This window comes from Faecalibacillus intestinalis (genome assembly GCF_015097455.1).
Taxonomy (GTDB): Bacteria; Bacillota_I; Bacilli_A; order Erysipelotrichales; family Coprobacillaceae; genus Faecalibacillus; species Faecalibacillus intestinalis.
In genome coordinates this window covers 2850580-2869982 of the sequence record NZ_AP024085.1, presented here as the reverse complement: position 1 = coordinate 2869982, position 19403 = coordinate 2850580, and the positions used below count along the sequence as shown (strand labels likewise).

The window sequence follows — 19403 nt, the reverse complement described above, 5'->3', positions numbered from 1 at the left end:
AAGTGTGAAATATCAATCATTTAGAGTACTTATTCACATTATTCACAACTTCATTTTTCGCTATGAATTTTATTAAATGTGAACTTAGTGCATATTGTATAGAATAAAAAACAATGTGCACATAGGTGTTCACAATAAAAAATACGCTGATATCAACGCATTTTTTACTAATTCACACATATGAATAACTCAGTTCACCACGTGAATAAGCATGTGCAAAACTTGTCGAAATATAAAATTTAACAAAAAATGAATATTCACAATGTGAATTTTAAGAAAAAATCCGATTTTTCCTTGAAAAATAGATGAAATGTAAAATAAAGGTTAAGATGAAATAATATTCACTTTAGGGTGTGAATATCTAAAATAAAGAGTTTATTCACATTAGATTAGTGACTATTTTGAGTATATTGTATAAATATTGATACAAAAGTACGTAAATACTTAGAAGTGCTCACTTGATTTTAGGGGAAAAACAAGGATTTATAAGGAGTTGGAGGAAAATGTGAATAAGTTTTTTTATGAGCTTTAAAGAAATTCACATGTTGTCGTACGTACTTGATTGAAAAATGTTCACAAATAATGTGCATTTAATAAGAGTTATGCTTAGTGATGTTACTTTTTTTGATAAAAGTTATTATTTTTATACAATTTTCTATCTATTTCGATATATCACAAGATGTGAATAATAAATTTAAATTCACAATAAAGAGAATTTTTCTAAATTAAAAAAGTTCACAAAAAAATGTGCAAATAATCATTAGATATTGTTATTCTTATTATTTGTCATCATTAAAAATAATGAATTTAAGAGTAGAAATATAGAATTTAGAATTGACTTGTCACAATAATTCCTATAAGATATAGGAGCATATGTTATTTGTATAAAAAGATAAAAATTTTGGAGGTGTAAAATATGAAAAGAACATATCAACCAAATAAAAGAAAAAGAGCAAAAACTCATGGTTTTAGAGCTAGAATGGCAACTGTTGGAGGAAGAAAAGTAATCGCACGTCGCCGTAAAAGAGGAAGAAAAGTATTAACTGCTTAATGTAAAATCCACTTTTTCGGTGGATTTTTTTCTAAAATTTTATGAAAAAAGAATTTAGAGTAAAAAGAAATGAAGATTTTAGCAAGATTATTGCTAGAAAAAAGAGTTTTGCGAATTCTTGTTTTATTATTTATAAAGATGAAAATCAAATTGGGCATGGACGTGTTGGTATTTCAGTAAGCAAAAAATTAGGAAACGCTGTTACTAGAAATAAAATAAAAAGACAGTTACGTATGATGATTCAAGAATGTTTTCATTTTGATGAAGAAGTTGACTATATTGTAATTGTAAGAAAAAATTTCTTAAATCATACATATATAGAAAATAAAAAAGAATTAGAGTACTTGTATAAAAAAGTGAAGAGAAAGGAGATCAGCAAATGATCTTAGATAACAAAACTAAAAAATATTTTAAAATTATTTGTTTAGTTTTATTTGTTGTAGCCTTAACTGGATGTACAGCAAATCTTGATTCAAGTGGTAAACTGATTGCTAAAAGAGCAATTAATTTAAACACACCATGGTCTATGAAGTCAGGAATTTTTGATTTCTTATTAGTTATTCCTATTTCTAAAAGTATTATTTATTTAGGAGATGTTTTATTAAATAATATCGCCTTAGGTGTTATCTTAATTACTATTTTAATTAATATTATCATTTTACCAATTATGATTAAATCAACTGTTTCTCAACAAAAGATGCAATTGATTCAACCAGAAATGGAAAGAATTCAAAATAAATATAAAGGAAGAAAAGATCAAACTTCTCAAATGAGAATGTCTGCTGAAATTCAAGCTTTATATAAGAAAAATGATATTAGTATGTTGGCTTCGTTTACAACATTCTTAACATTACCTATTATGTTTGCAATGTGGCAAGCGGTTCAACGTATTGAAATTTTATATCAAACAAATATGTTTGGAATCAACTTAGGTGCTAAACCTATTGATCACGTATTTAAGTTTGAAATAGCTTATATTGTATTACTTGCCATTGTTGCTTTAACTCAATATTTTGCGATGAAAATCAACACAATCATGTCAAAAAGAAATCCAAAATATAGAGAAACATCACAAATGCAATCAATGAACATGATGAATAATTTCATGACATTATTTATCATTTACTTTGCAGCAATTATGCCTGCAGCAATGTCACTTTATTGGATGACAACAAACATTATTACAATTGTTAGAACATGGTATATTTATATTTACCATGTTGAAAAAGCACAAAAAGAAGTTGATCAAGCAAATACAAATTATTTAACAAAGAGACAAAATAAGAATAAATAGAGGTATAAATATGAAAACATATACTGCAAAAACAGTTGAAGATGCTGTTAATAAAGCATGCCTTGATTTAGGTGTTACAGTTGATCAATTAAATTATGAAGTTACTTTAGAAACTAAAGGTTTATTTAGTAAGAAAGCTGAAATTTCTTGTTGGACAGTAGAAATGGTTCAAGAATATATTGAAAGCTTTATTAGAAAGATTTTAACTGATATGGAATTTGAAGTTGAAACAATTTCTTATGTTCAAGATGGAAGAATTTATTGTAATATTAATACAAGTAATAATTCTATTTTGATTGGTAAAGCTGGAGTTATTTTAAGAGCTATTAACTTAATTGTGAAAAATGCTGTGAGTACAACATTTAAAAAACGTTTAGAAGTAAGTGTTGATATCAATGGTTATAAAGAAGAACGTTATAAAAAAGTTGCAAGTATGGCAAGACGTTTTGGTAAAACAGTTTTAAGAACAAAAGCTGATTTAAAATTGGATCCTATGCCTGCAGATGAAAGAAAAGTGATGCATCAAGAAATTGCAAAGATGGATCATTTAAAGACTGAATCTAAAGGTGAAGGAAAAAATAGATATATGACAATCTCATATGTAGATTAAGCCGCGAATGCGGTTTTTTCTTTAGGGAGGAAAGATGGAAAATTTAATTTTTAGTTTAAATGCGACCGTGCCTGTTTTTGCGATGATTGTATTAGGAATGTTTTTTAAGAAGATAGATATTATTGATGATGTTTTTGCTTCTAGAATGAATAAGTTTGTTTTTTTAATTCCCCTACCTGTTTTATTATTTAAAGATCTAGCAACTTTAGATTTTAAGACAATTTGGGATACGAAGTTTGTTCTATTTTGTTTTTTCATTACAATTTTAAGTATTTTAATTGTTACTTTACTTTCTTTTTTATTAAAGAATAAACAAAATCAAGGGGAATTTATTCAAGCAAGTTATCGTAGTTCGGCAGCTTTACTCGGTATTGCCTTGATTCAAAACGTCTATGGAAAAGCAACCATGGCGCCTTTAATGATTATTGGGAGTGTCCCTTTATATAATATTATGGCCGTTGTCGTCCTTTCTTTCTTTTCACCAGAAAGAAAAGGATTAAGTAAAGAAGTTTGGCTTAAAACAATCAAAGGAATTTTAACAAACCCAATACTTATTGGTATCGTTGTTGGTATTTTATGGTCCTTACTTCATTTACCAATGCCAACGATGTTAGATAAGACCGTGACTTCGATTGGAAATGTAGCGACACCTCTAGGACTTATGGCAATGGGAGCAACTTTTAATTATAAAGAAGCCCTTGGGGATTTAAAACCTGCTTTATGTGCTTCATTCATTAAATTATTTGGCTTCTGTGCAATGTTTCTACCACTTGCCATCTATTTAGGGTTCCAAGGAGAACAGCTCATAGCCATCCTTGTAATGCTTGGATCAGCAACTACAGTTTCATGCTTTGTTATGGCTAAAAACATGGGACATACAGGAATACTTACCATCACAGTCGTGATGTTAACAACCATCTTTAGTGGATTTTCTATAACAATGTGGCTTTATATTTTAAAAGGAATGGGACTTCTTTAGAGGCTGTAACGAAATAAAATATTGATATAGTCCAGCAAAAAAAACAATGTTGCCAGTATTATACTGATGTACATTGTCTTTTTTTGTAGTGTGCCGGGCATGGCACTAGATAAACCAACCACAGGTATTTACCGCTAAGTGTAATGAACCACAAGTTGTTGTCAGTGATGATAAGGATAAAGGAAGTGATGTAGTGATTCCTTTGAGCGTACGAACAGACTTCACAAGAAGAGGATTGAAAAATACAAAAATGGAATTTCTCGTTGTATATTTGGGTTATAATTTGAGAAAATATCATAAATATAGATTGAAGAAAGAAAAATCAACACAATCAAAAGGTCTTCTTAACTAAAAAGTATGTACTTACAAATAAATAAAAAGTATATAAAAATCAGGTTACATCTCGCTAAAATAGCTGAAGATGTTTTTTTATACGAAAAACAAAGAAAAAGAAGCTAAACGAAACGAAATTAACTTCTTAAAAAATTATTTCGTTACAGTCTCTTTTATTTTTACAATAAATGGACATAATATATATGTATTAATAAATAATAACAATAATTATTACTATTTATATTGACGATTCTAATTTTTAGCGATATGATAAACACATAAGTTAGCAAGAGCTAACCAAGGAGGAGATTATATGTCATTAATTAATAAAGAAGTCAATGATTTTGAAGTTCAAGCATTTCAAAATGATGAATTTAAAACAGTTAAAAAAGAAGATATTTTAGGAAAATGGAGTGTATTTTTCTTTTATCCAGCAGATTTTACGTTTGTTTGCCCTACTGAATTAGAAGATTTATCAAACAAATATGAAGAATTTAAAAAAGTAGATTGTGAAATCTATTCAGTATCTACTGATACTCATTTTGTTCATAAAGCATGGCATGATAGTTCAAAACGTATTTCTAAAATTGAATACCCTATGTTAGCAGATCCTACTCATGCCTTATCAAAAGATTTTGAAGTATTAATTGAAGAAGACGGTTTAGCTGAAAGAGGTACATTTGTTGTTAATCCTGAAGGTAAAATTGTGGCTTATGAAGTCAATGCTGGTAATGTTGGTCGTAATGCAGACGAATTATTGAGAAAAGTGCAAGCTTGCCAATTTGTTTATACTCATGGAGATGAAGTATGTCCAGCAAAATGGGAACCAGGTAAAGAAACATTAAAACCAAGTTTAGATCTTGTAGGACAATTATAGTTTATGGAACAAACAATTTATGATGCCATTGTTATAGGTGGAGGGCCTGCAGGTTTAACTGCAGCTCTTTATTTAGCAAGAGCAAATAATCGTGTTCTTGTTATTGAAAAAGAAACATTTGGTGGACAAATTACTATTACATCTGATGTTGTTAATTATCCTGGTATTTTAAAAACAAGTGGAAAAGAATTGACAGAATCAATGAGACAACAAGCTCAAGATTTTGGAGCTGATTTTGTGTTAGCTGAGGTTCAAAAGATTGAAGATGATGGGGATTTTAAACAAGTAAAAACGACAAGAGGAACATTTAAGTGTTTTGGTATTGTTATAGCGACAGGTGCTCACCCAAGAAAAGCAGGTTTTATTGGTGAAGAAGAATTTAAAGGGCATGGTATTGCCTACTGTGCAACGTGTGATGGTTCATTTTTTGAAGGAAAAGAAATATTTGTTGTAGGTGGTGGCTATGCTGCTGCAGAAGAAAGTGTTTTTCTTACCAGATATGCAAAACATGTCACTATTTTAATAAGAGAAGATGACTTTAGTTGTGCTTCTTCTATTGCTTCGTTAGCAAAAAATCATGAAAAGATAACTGTTTATACAAATGTTGAAGTACTTGAAGTCAGTGGTCATACGTATTTAGAATCTTTAAAGTATCATAATAAAAAAACAAATGAAGTGATTGAATATCATGCAAATGAAAATGATACTTTTGGTGTTTTTGTCTTTGCGGGTTATCAACCGAATACATCTCTTGTAAAAGATATTGTAGAACTCAATGAATCTGGTTATATCGTTACTGATCAAAATCAAAAAACAAATAAAGAAGGTATCTATGGAGCTGGTGATGTTTGTATTAAAGAATTGCGTCAAGTCGTTACAGCGGTAAGTGATGGTGCAAAAGCAGCCACATCATTAGAAAAATATGTTGAAAAAATGCATCAAAAAACGGGAATAATACCAAAAATTCCTCAAGTAAAAAAGGAAGAACAGGTAACTGTTAATAACGATTCATTACTTGATGAACACATGCTTTCACAATTACAAGCTGTTTTTTCACGTATGGAAAATCCAATTATTCTTAAATTATTACTCAATGAAAGTACGTTATCCAATGAATTAAAAGGATATATGGAAGCATTAGCATTACAAACCGATAAAATAAAAATAGCTATAGAAAAAACAAATCAAGAGATTCCTTCTGTCAATATTTGTTTAGAAGATGGTACATGGAGTGGCTTAACTTTCCATGGTGTACCTGGTGGACATGAATTCACCTCTTTCATTCTAGGAATTTATAATGTTGCAGGACCAGGACAAAAGATAGAACAAACTTATTTAGAAAGAATAGATAAAATAAATAAAGAGATTAATATAAAAATTATAGTTTCTTTATCTTGTACGATGTGTCCAGAACTCGTTACTTCAGCTCAAAGAATAGCTTCGTTAAATAAACAAATAATAACGGAGGTCTATGATATTCAACACTTTAAACAACTTAAAGATCAATATCAAATCATGTCAGTACCATGCATGGTTATTAATGATCAAAAAGTCGTTTTTGGAAAAAAGAATATCGAACAAATTTTAGAAATCATTGAAAATGTATAAAAAAACGAGCAATGCTCGTTTTTTTATTGTGCTGTCGTTTCTGAGGGTTCAATCGTTGTTTCAGGTTGAGTTGGTTCAGTATTTGGAGTCGTTTCAGGGGTTGTTTCTGGAACTTGTTCCACTTTCATTGTACCAACAGCAATAATTGCTTCATGACCTTTATAATAACTCTTAGCTTCTTTTTTCTTTGAAAGCAATTTACCATCTTTATCATAAACCAAACGATAAGAAACAGCTCTTCCCCCATTTGATCCAGCTTGTTTAGTTACTTGTTGTCCTTCAGGAATAGTTGCATCATTTTCATATTTAGTATTATAAGCAACATCCCCTGTTCTTTCACTTGTAAACTTCACGTAACTTCCATCAACATTAGTTCCAATAATTTTACATGTTAATTTACTATTAGCATAACTTGCTTCAATCTTAATAGGGTAATCTCTATTATTTTTAAACTTAAAATCAGGACCACCCCAAGAAACAGTAGCATCTCTACCAATAGGCACATAACTAGAAATATAAGTATGATTTGTTCTTTCAGTCACTTCTAAATTAGATAAAACAACAGCATTATATAATGTTGAAGAAGTTTGACAAACGCCACCCCCAACTTCTTGAACAGTTTCGCCATTTAAATAAGCTCCTGCTTCACCAAAACCATTTTCTTTTGTTCTTTTTCCAACTGTTTGATTGTAAGAAAATTCTTCACCTGGTAGTAAGATCACATTACATTTTTCACCAGCAAGTCTGACATTGTTTTTTCTTACAGATGAACCATTTACAGTTGTTGTATATTCACCTAAAACATCTTTAAATAAATTCTTTTCTAAATCTTCTTTAGTAATACTTGGAACAATAGCTTTTGCTTTAACTTCAAATTCTTTTCCTTCTTTAGCTTTATTAAAAGCACTAATTGAATCATCTAAATCATATTTAGCACCATATTGTTCAGCTACAATTTTATAATCATTATTTTTATCTAAAGTCGCATTTTTACCTTCCTTAGATAAAGTCTTATAAATTGTTTTCATTACACTTTCATCTTCTGAAACAGATGAAGGTTTAATCTTTAAAGTTTTATTAAAATCATATTCATTTAAAGCAGTTTGAATTGTGTTATAAACATCTTTTTGTTTAACTGCTTCACCACTTTTACCTTTAGTAAAGATAACTTTTGTTTTTTCAACTTTATAAGTAGTAGGTACTAAAGTTGAATAATCTAAAATACCTGATTTTTTGATATCTTTATTAAGTTGTTTTTGATCTTTAATATCTATAGAAATATTTTCATTATGTTTTAATAAATAATGATAACCCTTAGTAAAGAAATTATTATATTTCTTTTGAATATCATTAACTTGATCTTTAATGTTAATTTTAACATTATCTTTCATATCAATTTGATATTTTTGACCATTCATTTCAAGATTTAATAATAATTGATCTTGATCTTTTTGATACTTATTTTCAAGTTTAGAAATGACCTCTTCTTTAGACATATTATTAACCTTTATGCCATTAATTGTCATATTCTTAATAAACCCTTTACCTGATGCTAGAAAACATAAAATGATATAAATAACCAATATCACTCCTATAACAGCACCTCCGATTATAGGAACTTTTTTATTCAGCTTTTTCATTTTTTCACCCCTATTTGTACATAATAATATATGATTAAAATATAGAAATCAATCGAAAAAAATCATATGTTAAAAATAAAAAATATTTGTTATAATGAGGGAGTTATTTATTGATAAAATCAACAAATTAAGATAGTATCAAGAAGAAAGGTGGTATGAAAATGAATGATGATATTATTGCTGCAGTAGCAACATCAAGACTAGAAGCAGCAATTTCAATTATCCGTTTATCAGGAAAAGATGTAATTGCTTTTGTTCAACAGTTTTTTACAGGAAAAATATTAAATAAAGAGAGTCATACCATTACTTATGGTTATATAAAAGATAATGGTGAAAAAATAGATGAAGTATTAGTAAATATCTATCGTGGAAAAAGAACTTTTACTGGAGAAGAAATGGTTGAAATTAACTGTCATGGTGGTGTTTATATTACAAATAGAGTTGTAGATATTTGTTTACATCATGGGGCAAGACTGGCAGAACGTGGTGAATTTAGTAAACGTGCTTTTTTAAATGGACGTATTGACTTATCACAAGCAGAAGCTATTAGTGATATTATTACGGCTAAAAATAGTTATGCTTCTTCTCTTGCTTTAAAAGGAATTCAAGGAAGTATTAGTCATTTTATTAAGGATTTAAAAGAAGAATTGATTCAAATTATTACGCAAATAGAAGTAAATATTGATTATCCTGAATATGAAGATGTAGAAGAATTAACAGCTGATAAGTTATTACCAATGTCTACTTCTTTAATTGAAAGGATGAATAAGATCATAGAAGATTCTAAAAATATTAAATTATTAAAAGATGGTATTCAAACAGCGATCATTGGTAAACCAAATGTTGGTAAATCAAGTTTATTAAATGCCATGTTAAAAGAAGAAAAAGCGATTGTCACAAATATTGCAGGAACAACAAGAGATGTCGTTGAAGGATCAGTGACAGTAGATGGTATTTTATTAAATATGATCGATACGGCAGGTATTCGTGAAACAGATAATATTGTAGAAAGTCTTGGGGTTGAAAAATCAAAAGAAATGATTAAAAAAGCAGATCTTGTTTTATTAGTTATTGATGGAAGTAAAGAACTTGATCAAGAAGATCAAAAGTTACTTGAACTTACAGAAGATACAAATCGTATTATTATTATTAATAAAGCTGATTTAGGTAAGAAAGTTGATTTAGAAGGAATTGAAATATCGGCTAAAGAACAAGATATTTTAGCGCTTACTAAAGAAATTAAAAAGAAATTTAATTTAGGACTTATAAGTAATCAAGAAGAATATTATCTTACAAATGCAAGACAAACACAATTATTAGAAAAAGCAGCTGTTTCTTTACAAAGTGCTATTGATGCTATGAAGATGTCTATTCCTGCTGATTTAATTGTAGAAGATTTATATGATAGTTGGTCTTGTTTAAAAGAAATATTAGGAGAACAAGCAAAAGAAGATTTATTAGATGAACTCTTTAAACGCTTTTGTATAGGTAAATAAGATGAATACGAATGAAATATTAGCACAAAGATTTTATAGATTCTTTAAGTATACAAGGAATATTGCTTTAATATCATTTATTGTTTTCCTTATATTAAATGCAATTAATACAGGAAATAGTATTTTATATTGGATTTGTTATGGATGTTTAATGATTTCTATTGTAGGAGCAATGCAATCAGTTTTGTTGTATGTTCTTTCAAAGTATTATAAAAAGAGGTAATTTGAATGGAAAAAGTATTTGAACAAATTGATAATTTGTTTGTAAATGGGGTTATAAATGGGGTTATTTCTATTATTATTGCAGGAATTGTTTTAATTGCAATCAATAAATTATTAAATAAGTTTATTAAAAAGAAATGGCCTGATAATTATGTTTTACAAAAAAGAATTAAAAAGATTATTCTCATTACAATCTTTTTAGCAATTATATGTGGTGAAGTGAAATTTTTAAAATCATTTGCGACTGCCCTACTTGCATCTGGAGGAATCGTTGCTGTTGTCATTGGGCTTGCCAGTCAAGAAGCAGCAGGTAATTTAATTAATGGGGCCATGATTATGGCTTATAAGCCATATAAGATTGGTGATTTTATTGTTGTTACAGGACATAATGTTAGAGGAACTGTTATTGATATTTCACTTAGACATAGTGTCATTGAAACATTAGAAAAGACACAAATGATTGTGCCTAATGATATTATGAATAAAGCAATTATTGAAAATATTTCACAAATAGAACATGTTAAAGCAAATTATCTTTATATCGATATTTCTTATGAAAGTGATATAGATCAAGCAATCAAAGTGATTCAAGATCTTGTTGTAAAACATCCTTTATTCATTGATGGAAGAAAAGATAAAAAGGATCCATTAGTCCCTGTGATTGTTTCTGATTTAAAAGATAGCAGTATTCAATTAAGAGCAACAATCACTAGTGAAGATAATGTACAAGGTTTTCAAATGCTGGCAGATATTCGTAAAGATTTAGTCACTGAATTTAAAAAGGAAGGTATTGAAATACCTTACCCTCATATGCATATTGTTAAATAGTGTACGCATATTTTAATAAAATAAATTAAAAAAATAAAATAGCATATAATTTATAAATAGAATTTTGCTATAATATCTCATAAAAATTAAATGTATTAAAATGATGGATAATATAAAAAAGGAGAGATAAAAAATGTCAAATGCAGTTATAGATTTGTTTTGTGGAATAGGTGGATTGACAAAAGGGTTAGAATTATCTGGATTAAATGTAGTTGCAGGGATAGACATTGATAAAAGCTGTAGATTTGCATATGAGCATAATAATAGAGCAAAATTTATTTATGGTGATGTTGGTTCCATTGATACCGAATTATTAAAAAGATATTATCCTAAAAATTCTATTAAAATTTTAGTGGGATGTGCACCATGTCAGCCTTTTTCAAAATATACTCAAAGATATAGAAAAAGAGGAAGAAATGATGATAAATGGAAGTTGTTATATTCTTTTTCTAAATTGATAGATGATTTAAATCCAAGTATTATTTCAATGGAAAATGTTCCAGAGCTAGAGAGAGAAAAAGTATTTCATGATTTTGTTAAACATTTAGAAAATAAGGGATATAATTATTCATATTCTATTGTATTTTGTCCAGATTATGGAGTCCCACAGAAGAGAAAACGACTAGTTCTTTTAGCATCAAAATTAGGCGATATACATTTGATACCGCCTATATATAATACTAATAATTACAAAACCGTAAGAGATGCTATATACAATTTAGAACACTTAAATTCTGGAGAGACGAGCAAAAATGATGCTATACATTGTGCCACAAAATTGACAAATATAAATTTGGAAAGAATTAGACAATCAGTACCAGGAGGAACGTGGAAGGATTGGGATGAAAATTTAAAATTAGATTGTCATAAGAAAAAGAGTGGGAAGAGTTATGGTGCTGTTTATGGAAGAATGGTATGGGATGAACCTTCCCCTACTATAACGACTCAATTCTATGGATATGGTAATGGTCGTTTTGGGCATCCTGAACAAGATAGAGCCTTATCATATAGAGAAGGAGCGCTATTACAATCATTTCCTATAGATTACGATTTTGTAGAAAATAAAGATAATTTTAATAAAAGAGAATTAGGAATTCATATTGGAAACGCTGTTCCTGTTGAATTAGGAAGAGCTATAGGAATTAGTATTCAAAATCATTTACGAGAAATGGAGATGGATAATCATGAATAAAAGAAAAACACCTGCAGATATAAAAAATGCAGAAATTCAAATAAAAAATTTAAGGAAGGAAATTGATTATGATACTAGAGATTATTCAATTGATTTTCTTGTACAGCAATTTAGAGATGATGAATTTTATATTCCAGATGAATATCAAAGAAAATATATTTGGAAGGAAGATGATAAAACAAGATTTATAGAATCAATTATTTTAGGGTTACCTATACCTTTTATGTTTTTTTCTGATACTGACGATGGAAGATGTGAGATTATTGATGGAGCTCAAAGAACACAAACATTAGTTGAGTTTTTAGATAATGATTTAATTTTAAATAATTTAAAAAAATTAACATCTTTAGAAGGATTTAAATATAATGATTTACCAGAATATTTTAGAAGAAAACTTAATAAAACAACTATGCGAATTATAGTTCTTTCAGATGAGACTACTTTGGAAATTAGACAAGAGATATTTAATAGAATTAATACAACTGGAGTAAGAGCTAATCCTAGTGAAATTAGAAGAGGAAGTTATACAGGTCGCTTTATGGATTTTTTAAAGGAATGTGCTAACAACGATAAATTTAAAACAATATGTCCAGTAAGTGAAAACTCAAAAAAGAGGTATGATGATTTAGAGTTGGTTCTTAGATTTTTTGCATTTTTGAATAATTATCAAAACTTTAAGCATAGAGTTGATGAATTTTTGGATGATTACGTAGAAACAGTAAAAGATAATTTTGATGAAGAAAAATTCAAATTAGAATTTGAAAGAATGGTTGATTTTGTAGATAAATATTTTGAAAATGGTTTTCGAAAAACAAAAACTTCTAAATCAACACCTAGGGTGCGATTTGAAGCAATTGCTGTAGGTGTAGGCTTGGCCTTAAGAGAAAATCCAAATTTAATACCTGATTCGATGGATTGGATTAAGGGAGAAGAGTTTAAAAAACATACAACTACACATGCAAGCAATTCTCCTGCACGTGTTAAAGGAAGAGTTGAATATGTTAAGGAAATGTTACTTAATAAGAGGTAGAAAACATGCAGTCAGTAATAGATGACTTTGATGAAAGAAAGCAAGAAATAGAAGAATATTATTCAGCTCTTGAGGAATTATATGTTTCTAAAAATATCACCAATAATGATGAAAAATATTTGGATGATGCATTTTTAAAGATGTTAAAATCTAATGCGATTTTAATGATATATAATTTAGTAGAATCAACAATTATGAGTGCAATTTTAAAAATATATGATAGTTTTTTTCAACAAGAATTAACGTATAATATGGTAAGAAAAGAAATTCAAGATATATGGTTTTCATATAAATTTAATCAGGTATATGATAAAAATGCACACTTTAACTCGTATAGAGGAAAGGCAAAAGAAATCATTGATTTTGTTTTAGATAATAAAATATTAAAATTAGATAGAAAAGCAACTGATATAAGTGGAAATTTGGATGCTCAAAAAATTAGAGATATTTGTAATAATCATGGAATTATTATACATTTGGATCCTCAATGTAGAGGAGGAGAAATCTTGAAAGAAGTAAAAGAAGAGAGAAATAATTTAGCACATGGTACGATTTCATTTGTCGAATGTGGAAGAAATTACAGTATAGATGATTTAAAAAAAATAAAGAATGAAACAGAATGTTTTTTAGAAAATATATTAGAAGGAATGAAAGATTATTATGAAAATCAATTGTATTTAAAAGCACATGAATAATCATACGATAAAAAATATTAATAGAAATTGAAAAAATAAATTTTTGATATCAAATTAAAATTTATCATATTTTAACAATCAAATAATGTGGGATGATTTTTACCCCACATTATTTGATATATTTAAACGTAATAAAATACTGGAACTTTATAATAATTGAAATAATAAACTAACCCCATACTTCTTCAGCTATTTCTTTAACAAGTTTTAATTTAGCCCATTGTTGTTCTTCTGTAAGTTTATTACCAATTTCACATGAAGCAAAACCACATTGAGGACTTAAATAAAGACGTTCTAAAGGAATATATTTAGTAGCTTCATAGATTCTTCTTTTAACAAGTTCTTTATCTTCTAAATCAGGTTTCTTTGTTGTAATAAGACCTAAAACAACTTTCTTATCTCCTGATACTTTCTTTAATGGAGCAAAGCCACCAGAACGATGATCATCATATTCTAAGAAATAAGCATCTACATTTTCTTCACCAAAGAGTAAATCAGCTACACCATCATAAGCTCCTGAACTAAAGTAAGTAGAATGATAATTTCCTCTACATACATGAGTATTAATTGTTAGATTTTCAGGTGCACTAGCAACAACTTTATTATTTAAATCTAATAAAAGTTGTTTATATTTTTCTAATTCTTCTCCTTTTCTTCCTGTTAAACTTACAGCAAGTTCAGGATTGACCATACCACCCCAAACACAATCATCAAATTGTAATTGACGACATCCAGCTACGTAGATTTCTTTTACAAATTCATTGTATGCTTTAATAACATCTTCAGCAAATGCTTCTTCACTACCATAGAAACCTAATGTTTTATCTAATAAATCAGCTCCTGTAAAGAAAGCATAGAATTGACCAGGTGAAGGAATTGTTTGCTTAGCAACTGTATTTTCATCTTCTAATGCTTTTACAAATTTAAAGTGTTCAACAAAAGGATGATCTTTACAAGAAATCTTTCCTGTCATAAAAGTATCATCAATCATAGCAGCTTCACCATCAAACGTTTGATTGCCATCTACAGTCTTTTTATGTTCAACCCCTTCAAATCCCCACATAAAGTCTAAATGCCAAGTAGAACGTCTAAATTCACCATCTGTGATAGTATGATAACCTAATTCTTTAAGTTTATTTACAAGTTCTACAATACATTCATCTTCTACTTTAGTAAGTTCTTCTTTAGTTATATTATTTAATTCATAATTTTTTCTAGCTTCTTTTAATCTTTCAGGACGTAAAAAACTTCCTACAAATTCATATCTATTTAATTGACTCATATCATTCATTCCTTTCAAGCTATGACATTATTTTATCAATCAAATAACTATTTTAAAAATACAAATAAACATCAGTTAGATATAGTTTTAAACTATATCAATATTTGTGCATCATGCACAAATGTATACAGTATTCTCATGACTTCAACACATATAATTTTTAAACTTTCTTACATATAATATAAGTAACAAAAGGGATACAAAATATTAAGGAGGAACAAAATCATGTGTGTAAATTACTATTCATATTTAACAACTAACCAAGCAGATGTACAACCAGGATGGGCTAAGAAAGACAGATTCGATTCAAGCAACACAACATTATCAAAAATTAAAAATCACGTTGTTAAAAACTATTTCTCTAAACTATTTAAATAATATATAATAATACGAAAAACCTGCACGAAATGCAGGTTTTTTAGTCTTCATTTTTTATTTCTTCTAGTAAACTTTCCATACGATAATCAAAACACTCTTTTAATTCACATTCCCATATTACAATTACTTTAATATCCATTTGTTCTAATTGTTTATAGTGTTCAATATCATTTTTCATATTTTTTTCAAATTTATTAATCCAATAATCTTGATTTGTTTTGGGAATATAAGCATATTTACAATTATAATGATGATGCCAAAAACAACCGTTAATAAAAATAGCAACATTGTATTTTGATATGTATATGTCAGGTGTTCCAGGTAATGTTTTAACATTTTTTTGATATCTAAAACCTTTATGGTAAAGATACTTTCTTACTTTGATTTCAATAGAAGTATCTTTACTTTTTATTCTAGACATATTGTAAGATCTTTGCTTTGAAACCATGATATTATTCCTGGACTTTAATTATTTATTTTTTATAGCATAAATTTTATTTTTCAAATAATGGTCAAAAGCGTCAGAGGCTTCTATGAATATAACTTCAATAGATGGTAAATCTAATTCATTCATCATTTCAAGAGAAACATTGAAATGATTTGATAAGTTCTTATTTTCAATTGGTAAAACAAAATAATTTTCAACTTTTGTTATATTATGCTTCTCAATAAATTTTTTATATGCTAAATGATATAAATATTGTTTAGTAATACTTTCTATACCTGGTTGATTAATTATTTTGTTATTTTTGATCAATAATTTGTAATATTTGGCATCATATATGTACATGATATTATCTTGAAAAGTTATTGTATCTGGTTTTAAAGTATCAGCTAAAAATGATGAAGTATTATTTAATTTCCAAATAGGTTTTTCAATTAAATCTATAAGTTTTTTTTCGTCATCTTTTGTGTAATTATTATTTTCAATATTTAGTTTGTATAAAGGAGAGTAAAGTTGATTATCAAATATTACAGCAATAACCTCTTCCCATACTAAATTAAAATTAGCCGTTCCATATGTACTAAAATAACTGATGTTATCAAAATTGCCTTTTTTTGAAATATATGCATACATCGCTTTTAATAAATATATTTTTCGCGTATTAAATTGTTTATCAAGTTCATTTTCAATACGATATAAAATATAATCTACGTCACCAAAGTCATCTAAATTGTAATTAGATAGTTCAATTTCTTCTATATTGAAAAGATATAGAAGATCTGCATTTTTTAATTCTTTAGAGCACATAGAAATTATCCAAGCATGTAATTGCCTAAAATAGTCAAGATTATTAGATATTCTTTTATTTGTATAATAATTTAAATAGTAAGGCTTATTTCCTTTTATGATTGAGAAACCATCATTTATTGTCCTATCCCAATTTATTTCACCATTACCATTTTCTTCAGTAATATTAATATCATTAGAATAAAGATCATTATCATAATAGTCATTTATAAAAAATAATAGAAGTGCCAAATAATTAAAGGAATTATTATCTTCGCTATTATTGAATATCTTGATAATTTGTTCTTTTGAATTGTATTTTTCTAAAACTGATAAAATTTGTTTTAACTCTTTAATTGGTTCATCAGTACTATCGATATATTTTGGATATATTTTTAAAACCATATTCTCTACTATTGTTATACCAACATATTTAAATATATAATAATAGTCATCGTTAAATTTTTGAGAAACAGATATTTCAATGTCTTCTTCTACAAGATCTGTTATATCTTTTTGCTTATTATTTTTCTTTACAGTACGAATTATAGAATATTCTTTTAAAATGTTAATATAATGAACAATTTTTTCTTCTGAACATTTAAATAAATTTTTCAAATCATCCTGAGAATACCTTTTTTGTTCTTTGATAAAAACAGATAACATTATAAATCATCTCCAGATGATTTAGCTTTAGCCTCAAATTCTTTTACTTTATTTGTGAAATCTTCACCAAAGATTTTTAATCCTTTTTCATCGTATTCTTTACATATTTCTGAATAAATACGAGGATTTTCAATTCCGCTAAAAATAAAATCTTTTTTTTGTTTTGCAGCATCTTCAAATAAATACATGATTATTTTATCTTTAAATAAGTTATTAAATTTTTCTTGTAATTTAGATTTATTATCAGAATATCTATCCATTAGATCATTAACATTTAAAAAGAAAGGACCTAATTGTTTATCTTCGTTAACTTTTATTTCTGTCAACTCGCAATTAATAGCTTTTCTAATACTATTCCAATGTATAGGTTCAGGATCATTGTTTATTATAATATCAAGAGTTGTTTGTTTATTTAATTCATCTTCTTTTTTATTGATACCGCAATATTCAAAATTCCATCTACGTTTAAAAGCGGTATCCATAGGGAATACACCTTGATCTGCGCTATTCATAGTTGCCCAAATAAACATGTTATCTGGGATTCGTAATTCAGCACATTGATCCGCAGGAATTTTTAATTCTTCAGAAATGTATTTTTTCATATCTTCAGAAGTATGTATAGGATATTCACTAACTCCATTATTTCTATCCAATAATTGGAATATATCACCGAATACAGAAGCAGGATTTGCTCTATTAATTTCTTCAATGATTAATAAATATGGTTCAGGTGTATCACTCATATTGCTTTCTAAAGCTTTTACTAAAATTCTTAAAAAAGGGCCAGGAACATATTTATAAGAAATTTCATCGTTATCATTGTTCACAGGTTTATAAGTTCCAACAAAATTTGCATAGGAATAATCAGGATGAAAAGTAACTCGCTCATAGTTTTCATTTTTTTTGATTAAATCCTCTTTATCTTTATTAAGTGTATAGCTTTTACCAGTACCTGGTGCTCCAAAAATAATACGGTTGTATTCAAAGTCAATATTATTAGAACTTGTATATTTTTTTCCAGTTTTGAATATAAGCTTTGAATTTTTTTTAGTCTTATTATTTATCATTCTACTTAATACGTCTTCAATATTTTCTCCGTAAGAAGAAATAGTTGGAATTAATACTTTGACATCTCCTAAAACTTGTTGCATAAATTTGGAAGAAAAAATATTGTCAAAATTTTTTTTGAGAGAAGGATTATCGTCTAATACAGCTCTAATTACAGAAATTGCTTTATTTTCTGTAAGGATACTTATTGCTTGAGTGGGATCACGTTTTAATTCAGGACCAATAAATGTTGCGTTAAATGTATCTGGATATCTAAAAAAATGTTCTCTTTTATAACTATTGTCAAAAAGGCAATCAATAGATATTTCAAATTTAAAATATTTACTATCCCCTGAATACCCAGTATCATATGGTTCCTTTGTTATATGGCCAATACCTTTAAAACCTGGATTCCAATCGATTTCTTTTTTATTAACATCTCCACCTAATGTTATAAAAACAATTTTATTTAATTTAAGTTGATTTTTTAGTGTATACACTCCATCAATAATAATATTGTTACTATTTTTTAATATGGTATGAACTGTTTCTGGAATACCACATTTCAACGTTATAAATTCGTTAGTATATGCATTAGTATATAATTGAATAATTTCGTCCACAGCATTTTCAATTATTTCTATAGGATAATCTTTAAATTTATTATAAATACTAACATAATCTTTTCCAACACGTGTTATTAGGTCTCTGTCATCTTCAAAACCTTTTCTACCATTATTTGGAAAATATTTGTCAAAAGAATCTTTGTTAAGCTTGTAAGTTGACGGTTTAATATTAAATTTTTCCCCTAATATTTTCCAATATTCGTCACGCTTTTTATATCTATTATCAGATCTTGGTAACATGGCAAAAAACATACAAACTAGAGCTTGATGTTGTTTTTCATTTAAATTTCTAATATTTATTTTTTCTTTCATAATTTT

At 27.5% G+C, this 19403-nt stretch carries 19 protein-coding genes; 14 read left to right on the top strand and 5 right to left on the bottom strand.

The window, feature by feature from the left end; all coding sequences use genetic code 11:
- Window positions 1-916 precede the first annotated feature (916 nt).
- From rpmH to Fi14EGH31_RS15145, 7 genes are all read left to right on the top strand, one after another.
- Entirely contained in the window at window positions 917-1051 is a 135-nt protein-coding gene (gene rpmH, locus Fi14EGH31_RS15175) for a 50S ribosomal protein L34 (protein WP_022002045.1), read from the top strand.
- Between the two features lie 41 nt (window positions 1052-1092).
- Window positions 1093-1434 (top strand): ribonuclease P protein component, encoded by a 342-nt coding sequence (gene rnpA / locus Fi14EGH31_RS15170; RefSeq protein ID WP_022002046.1) that lies wholly within the window; start codon window positions 1093-1095, stop codon window positions 1432-1434.
- On the top strand, window positions 1431-2345 hold the full coding sequence (locus Fi14EGH31_RS15165) for a YidC/Oxa1 family membrane protein insertase (RefSeq protein WP_200765001.1): 915 nt from the start codon (window positions 1431-1433) through the stop codon (window positions 2343-2345). Before rnpA ends, Fi14EGH31_RS15165 begins: the two co-directional genes overlap by 4 nt.
- A gap of 10 nt (window positions 2346-2355) precedes the next feature.
- On the top strand, window positions 2356-2955 hold the full coding sequence (locus tag Fi14EGH31_RS15160; RefSeq protein ID WP_022002048.1) for a Jag family protein: 600 nt from the start codon (window positions 2356-2358) through the stop codon (window positions 2953-2955).
- A gap of 34 nt (window positions 2956-2989) precedes the next feature.
- A complete protein-coding gene (locus Fi14EGH31_RS15155) occupies window positions 2990-3934 on the top strand; it encodes an AEC family transporter (protein ID WP_117782959.1) in 945 nt (314 codons plus the stop codon).
- 646 nt (window positions 3935-4580) lie between these two features.
- Window positions 4581-5144, top strand: a complete 564-nt coding sequence (gene ahpC / locus Fi14EGH31_RS15150) for an alkyl hydroperoxide reductase subunit C (RefSeq protein ID WP_022002050.1) — start codon at window positions 4581-4583, stop codon at window positions 5142-5144.
- A 3-nt stretch (window positions 5145-5147) separates the two neighbouring features.
- A complete protein-coding gene (locus tag Fi14EGH31_RS15145) occupies window positions 5148-6752 on the top strand; it encodes an FAD-dependent oxidoreductase (protein ID WP_117844684.1) in 1605 nt (534 codons plus the stop codon).
- A gap of 23 nt (window positions 6753-6775) precedes the next feature.
- Here the strand turns inward: Fi14EGH31_RS15145 and Fi14EGH31_RS15140 are convergent, their stop codons facing one another.
- Window positions 6776-8392 (bottom strand): VanW family protein, encoded by a 1617-nt coding sequence (locus Fi14EGH31_RS15140; protein WP_117844682.1) that lies wholly within the window; start codon window positions 8390-8392, stop codon window positions 6776-6778.
- A gap of 161 nt (window positions 8393-8553) precedes the next feature.
- Between Fi14EGH31_RS15140 and mnmE the strand changes: the two genes are divergently transcribed.
- The 6 genes from mnmE to Fi14EGH31_RS15110 all read left to right on the top strand — a co-directional run bounded on the left by mnmE (window position 8554) and on the right by Fi14EGH31_RS15110 (window position 13855).
- On the top strand, window positions 8554-9888 hold the full coding sequence (gene mnmE, locus Fi14EGH31_RS15135; RefSeq protein WP_117844680.1) for a tRNA uridine-5-carboxymethylaminomethyl(34) synthesis GTPase MnmE: 1335 nt from the start codon (window positions 8554-8556) through the stop codon (window positions 9886-9888).
- A 1-nt stretch (window position 9889) separates the two neighbouring features.
- Window positions 9890-10111 carry a hypothetical protein gene (locus Fi14EGH31_RS15130; protein ID WP_117844678.1) on the top strand — a complete coding sequence of 74 codons (222 nt, stop codon included), beginning with the start codon at window positions 9890-9892 and terminating at the stop codon, window positions 10109-10111.
- 5 nt (window positions 10112-10116) lie between these two features.
- Window positions 10117-10938 (top strand): mechanosensitive ion channel family protein, encoded by an 822-nt coding sequence (locus tag Fi14EGH31_RS15125; protein WP_117574336.1) that lies wholly within the window; start codon window positions 10117-10119, stop codon window positions 10936-10938.
- A gap of 133 nt (window positions 10939-11071) precedes the next feature.
- The gene (locus Fi14EGH31_RS15120) at window positions 11072-12130 is read left to right on the top strand and encodes a DNA cytosine methyltransferase (RefSeq protein ID WP_117844676.1); all 1059 of its coding nucleotides are present in this window, start codon (window positions 11072-11074) and stop codon (window positions 12128-12130) included.
- Window positions 12123-13160 carry a DUF262 domain-containing protein gene (locus Fi14EGH31_RS15115; RefSeq protein ID WP_117844674.1) on the top strand — a complete coding sequence of 346 codons (1038 nt, stop codon included), beginning with the start codon at window positions 12123-12125 and terminating at the stop codon, window positions 13158-13160. The genes Fi14EGH31_RS15120 and Fi14EGH31_RS15115 overlap by 8 nt, the downstream gene beginning before the upstream one ends.
- A 5-nt stretch (window positions 13161-13165) precedes the next feature.
- Complete coding sequence (locus Fi14EGH31_RS15110) at window positions 13166-13855, top strand: MAE_28990/MAE_18760 family HEPN-like nuclease (RefSeq protein WP_117844672.1); 690 nt, start codon at window positions 13166-13168, stop codon at window positions 13853-13855.
- Window positions 13856-14024: 169 nt separating this feature from the next.
- On the opposite strand, the gene Fi14EGH31_RS15105 is transcribed toward Fi14EGH31_RS15110, so the two are convergent.
- Window positions 14025-15137 carry a 5-methyltetrahydropteroyltriglutamate--homocysteine S-methyltransferase gene (locus Fi14EGH31_RS15105; protein WP_199664715.1) on the bottom strand — a complete coding sequence of 371 codons (1113 nt, stop codon included), beginning with the start codon at window positions 15135-15137 and terminating at the stop codon, window positions 14025-14027.
- A gap of 225 nt (window positions 15138-15362) precedes the next feature.
- Between Fi14EGH31_RS15105 and Fi14EGH31_RS15100 the strand changes: the two genes are divergently transcribed.
- The gene (locus tag Fi14EGH31_RS15100) at window positions 15363-15515 is read left to right on the top strand and encodes a hypothetical protein (RefSeq protein ID WP_022002057.1); all 153 of its coding nucleotides are present in this window, start codon (window positions 15363-15365) and stop codon (window positions 15513-15515) included.
- 40 nt (window positions 15516-15555) lie between these two features.
- Here Fi14EGH31_RS15100 and Fi14EGH31_RS15095 read toward each other — a convergent pair whose 3' ends face one another.
- From Fi14EGH31_RS15095 to Fi14EGH31_RS15085, 3 genes are read right to left on the bottom strand one after another with little or no spacing between them, the layout of a single operon-like run.
- The gene (locus Fi14EGH31_RS15095) at window positions 15556-15963 is read right to left on the bottom strand and encodes a very short patch repair endonuclease (RefSeq protein WP_118487734.1); all 408 of its coding nucleotides are present in this window, start codon (window positions 15961-15963) and stop codon (window positions 15556-15558) included.
- A gap of 21 nt (window positions 15964-15984) precedes the next feature.
- A complete protein-coding gene (locus tag Fi14EGH31_RS15090) occupies window positions 15985-17412 on the bottom strand; it encodes an LlaJI family restriction endonuclease (RefSeq protein ID WP_117844666.1) in 1428 nt (475 codons plus the stop codon).
- Entirely contained in the window at window positions 17412-19397 is a 1986-nt protein-coding gene (locus Fi14EGH31_RS15085) for an McrB family protein (protein ID WP_200765000.1), read from the bottom strand. The genes Fi14EGH31_RS15090 and Fi14EGH31_RS15085 overlap by 1 nt, the downstream gene beginning before the upstream one ends.
- Window positions 19398-19403 lie beyond the last annotated feature (6 nt).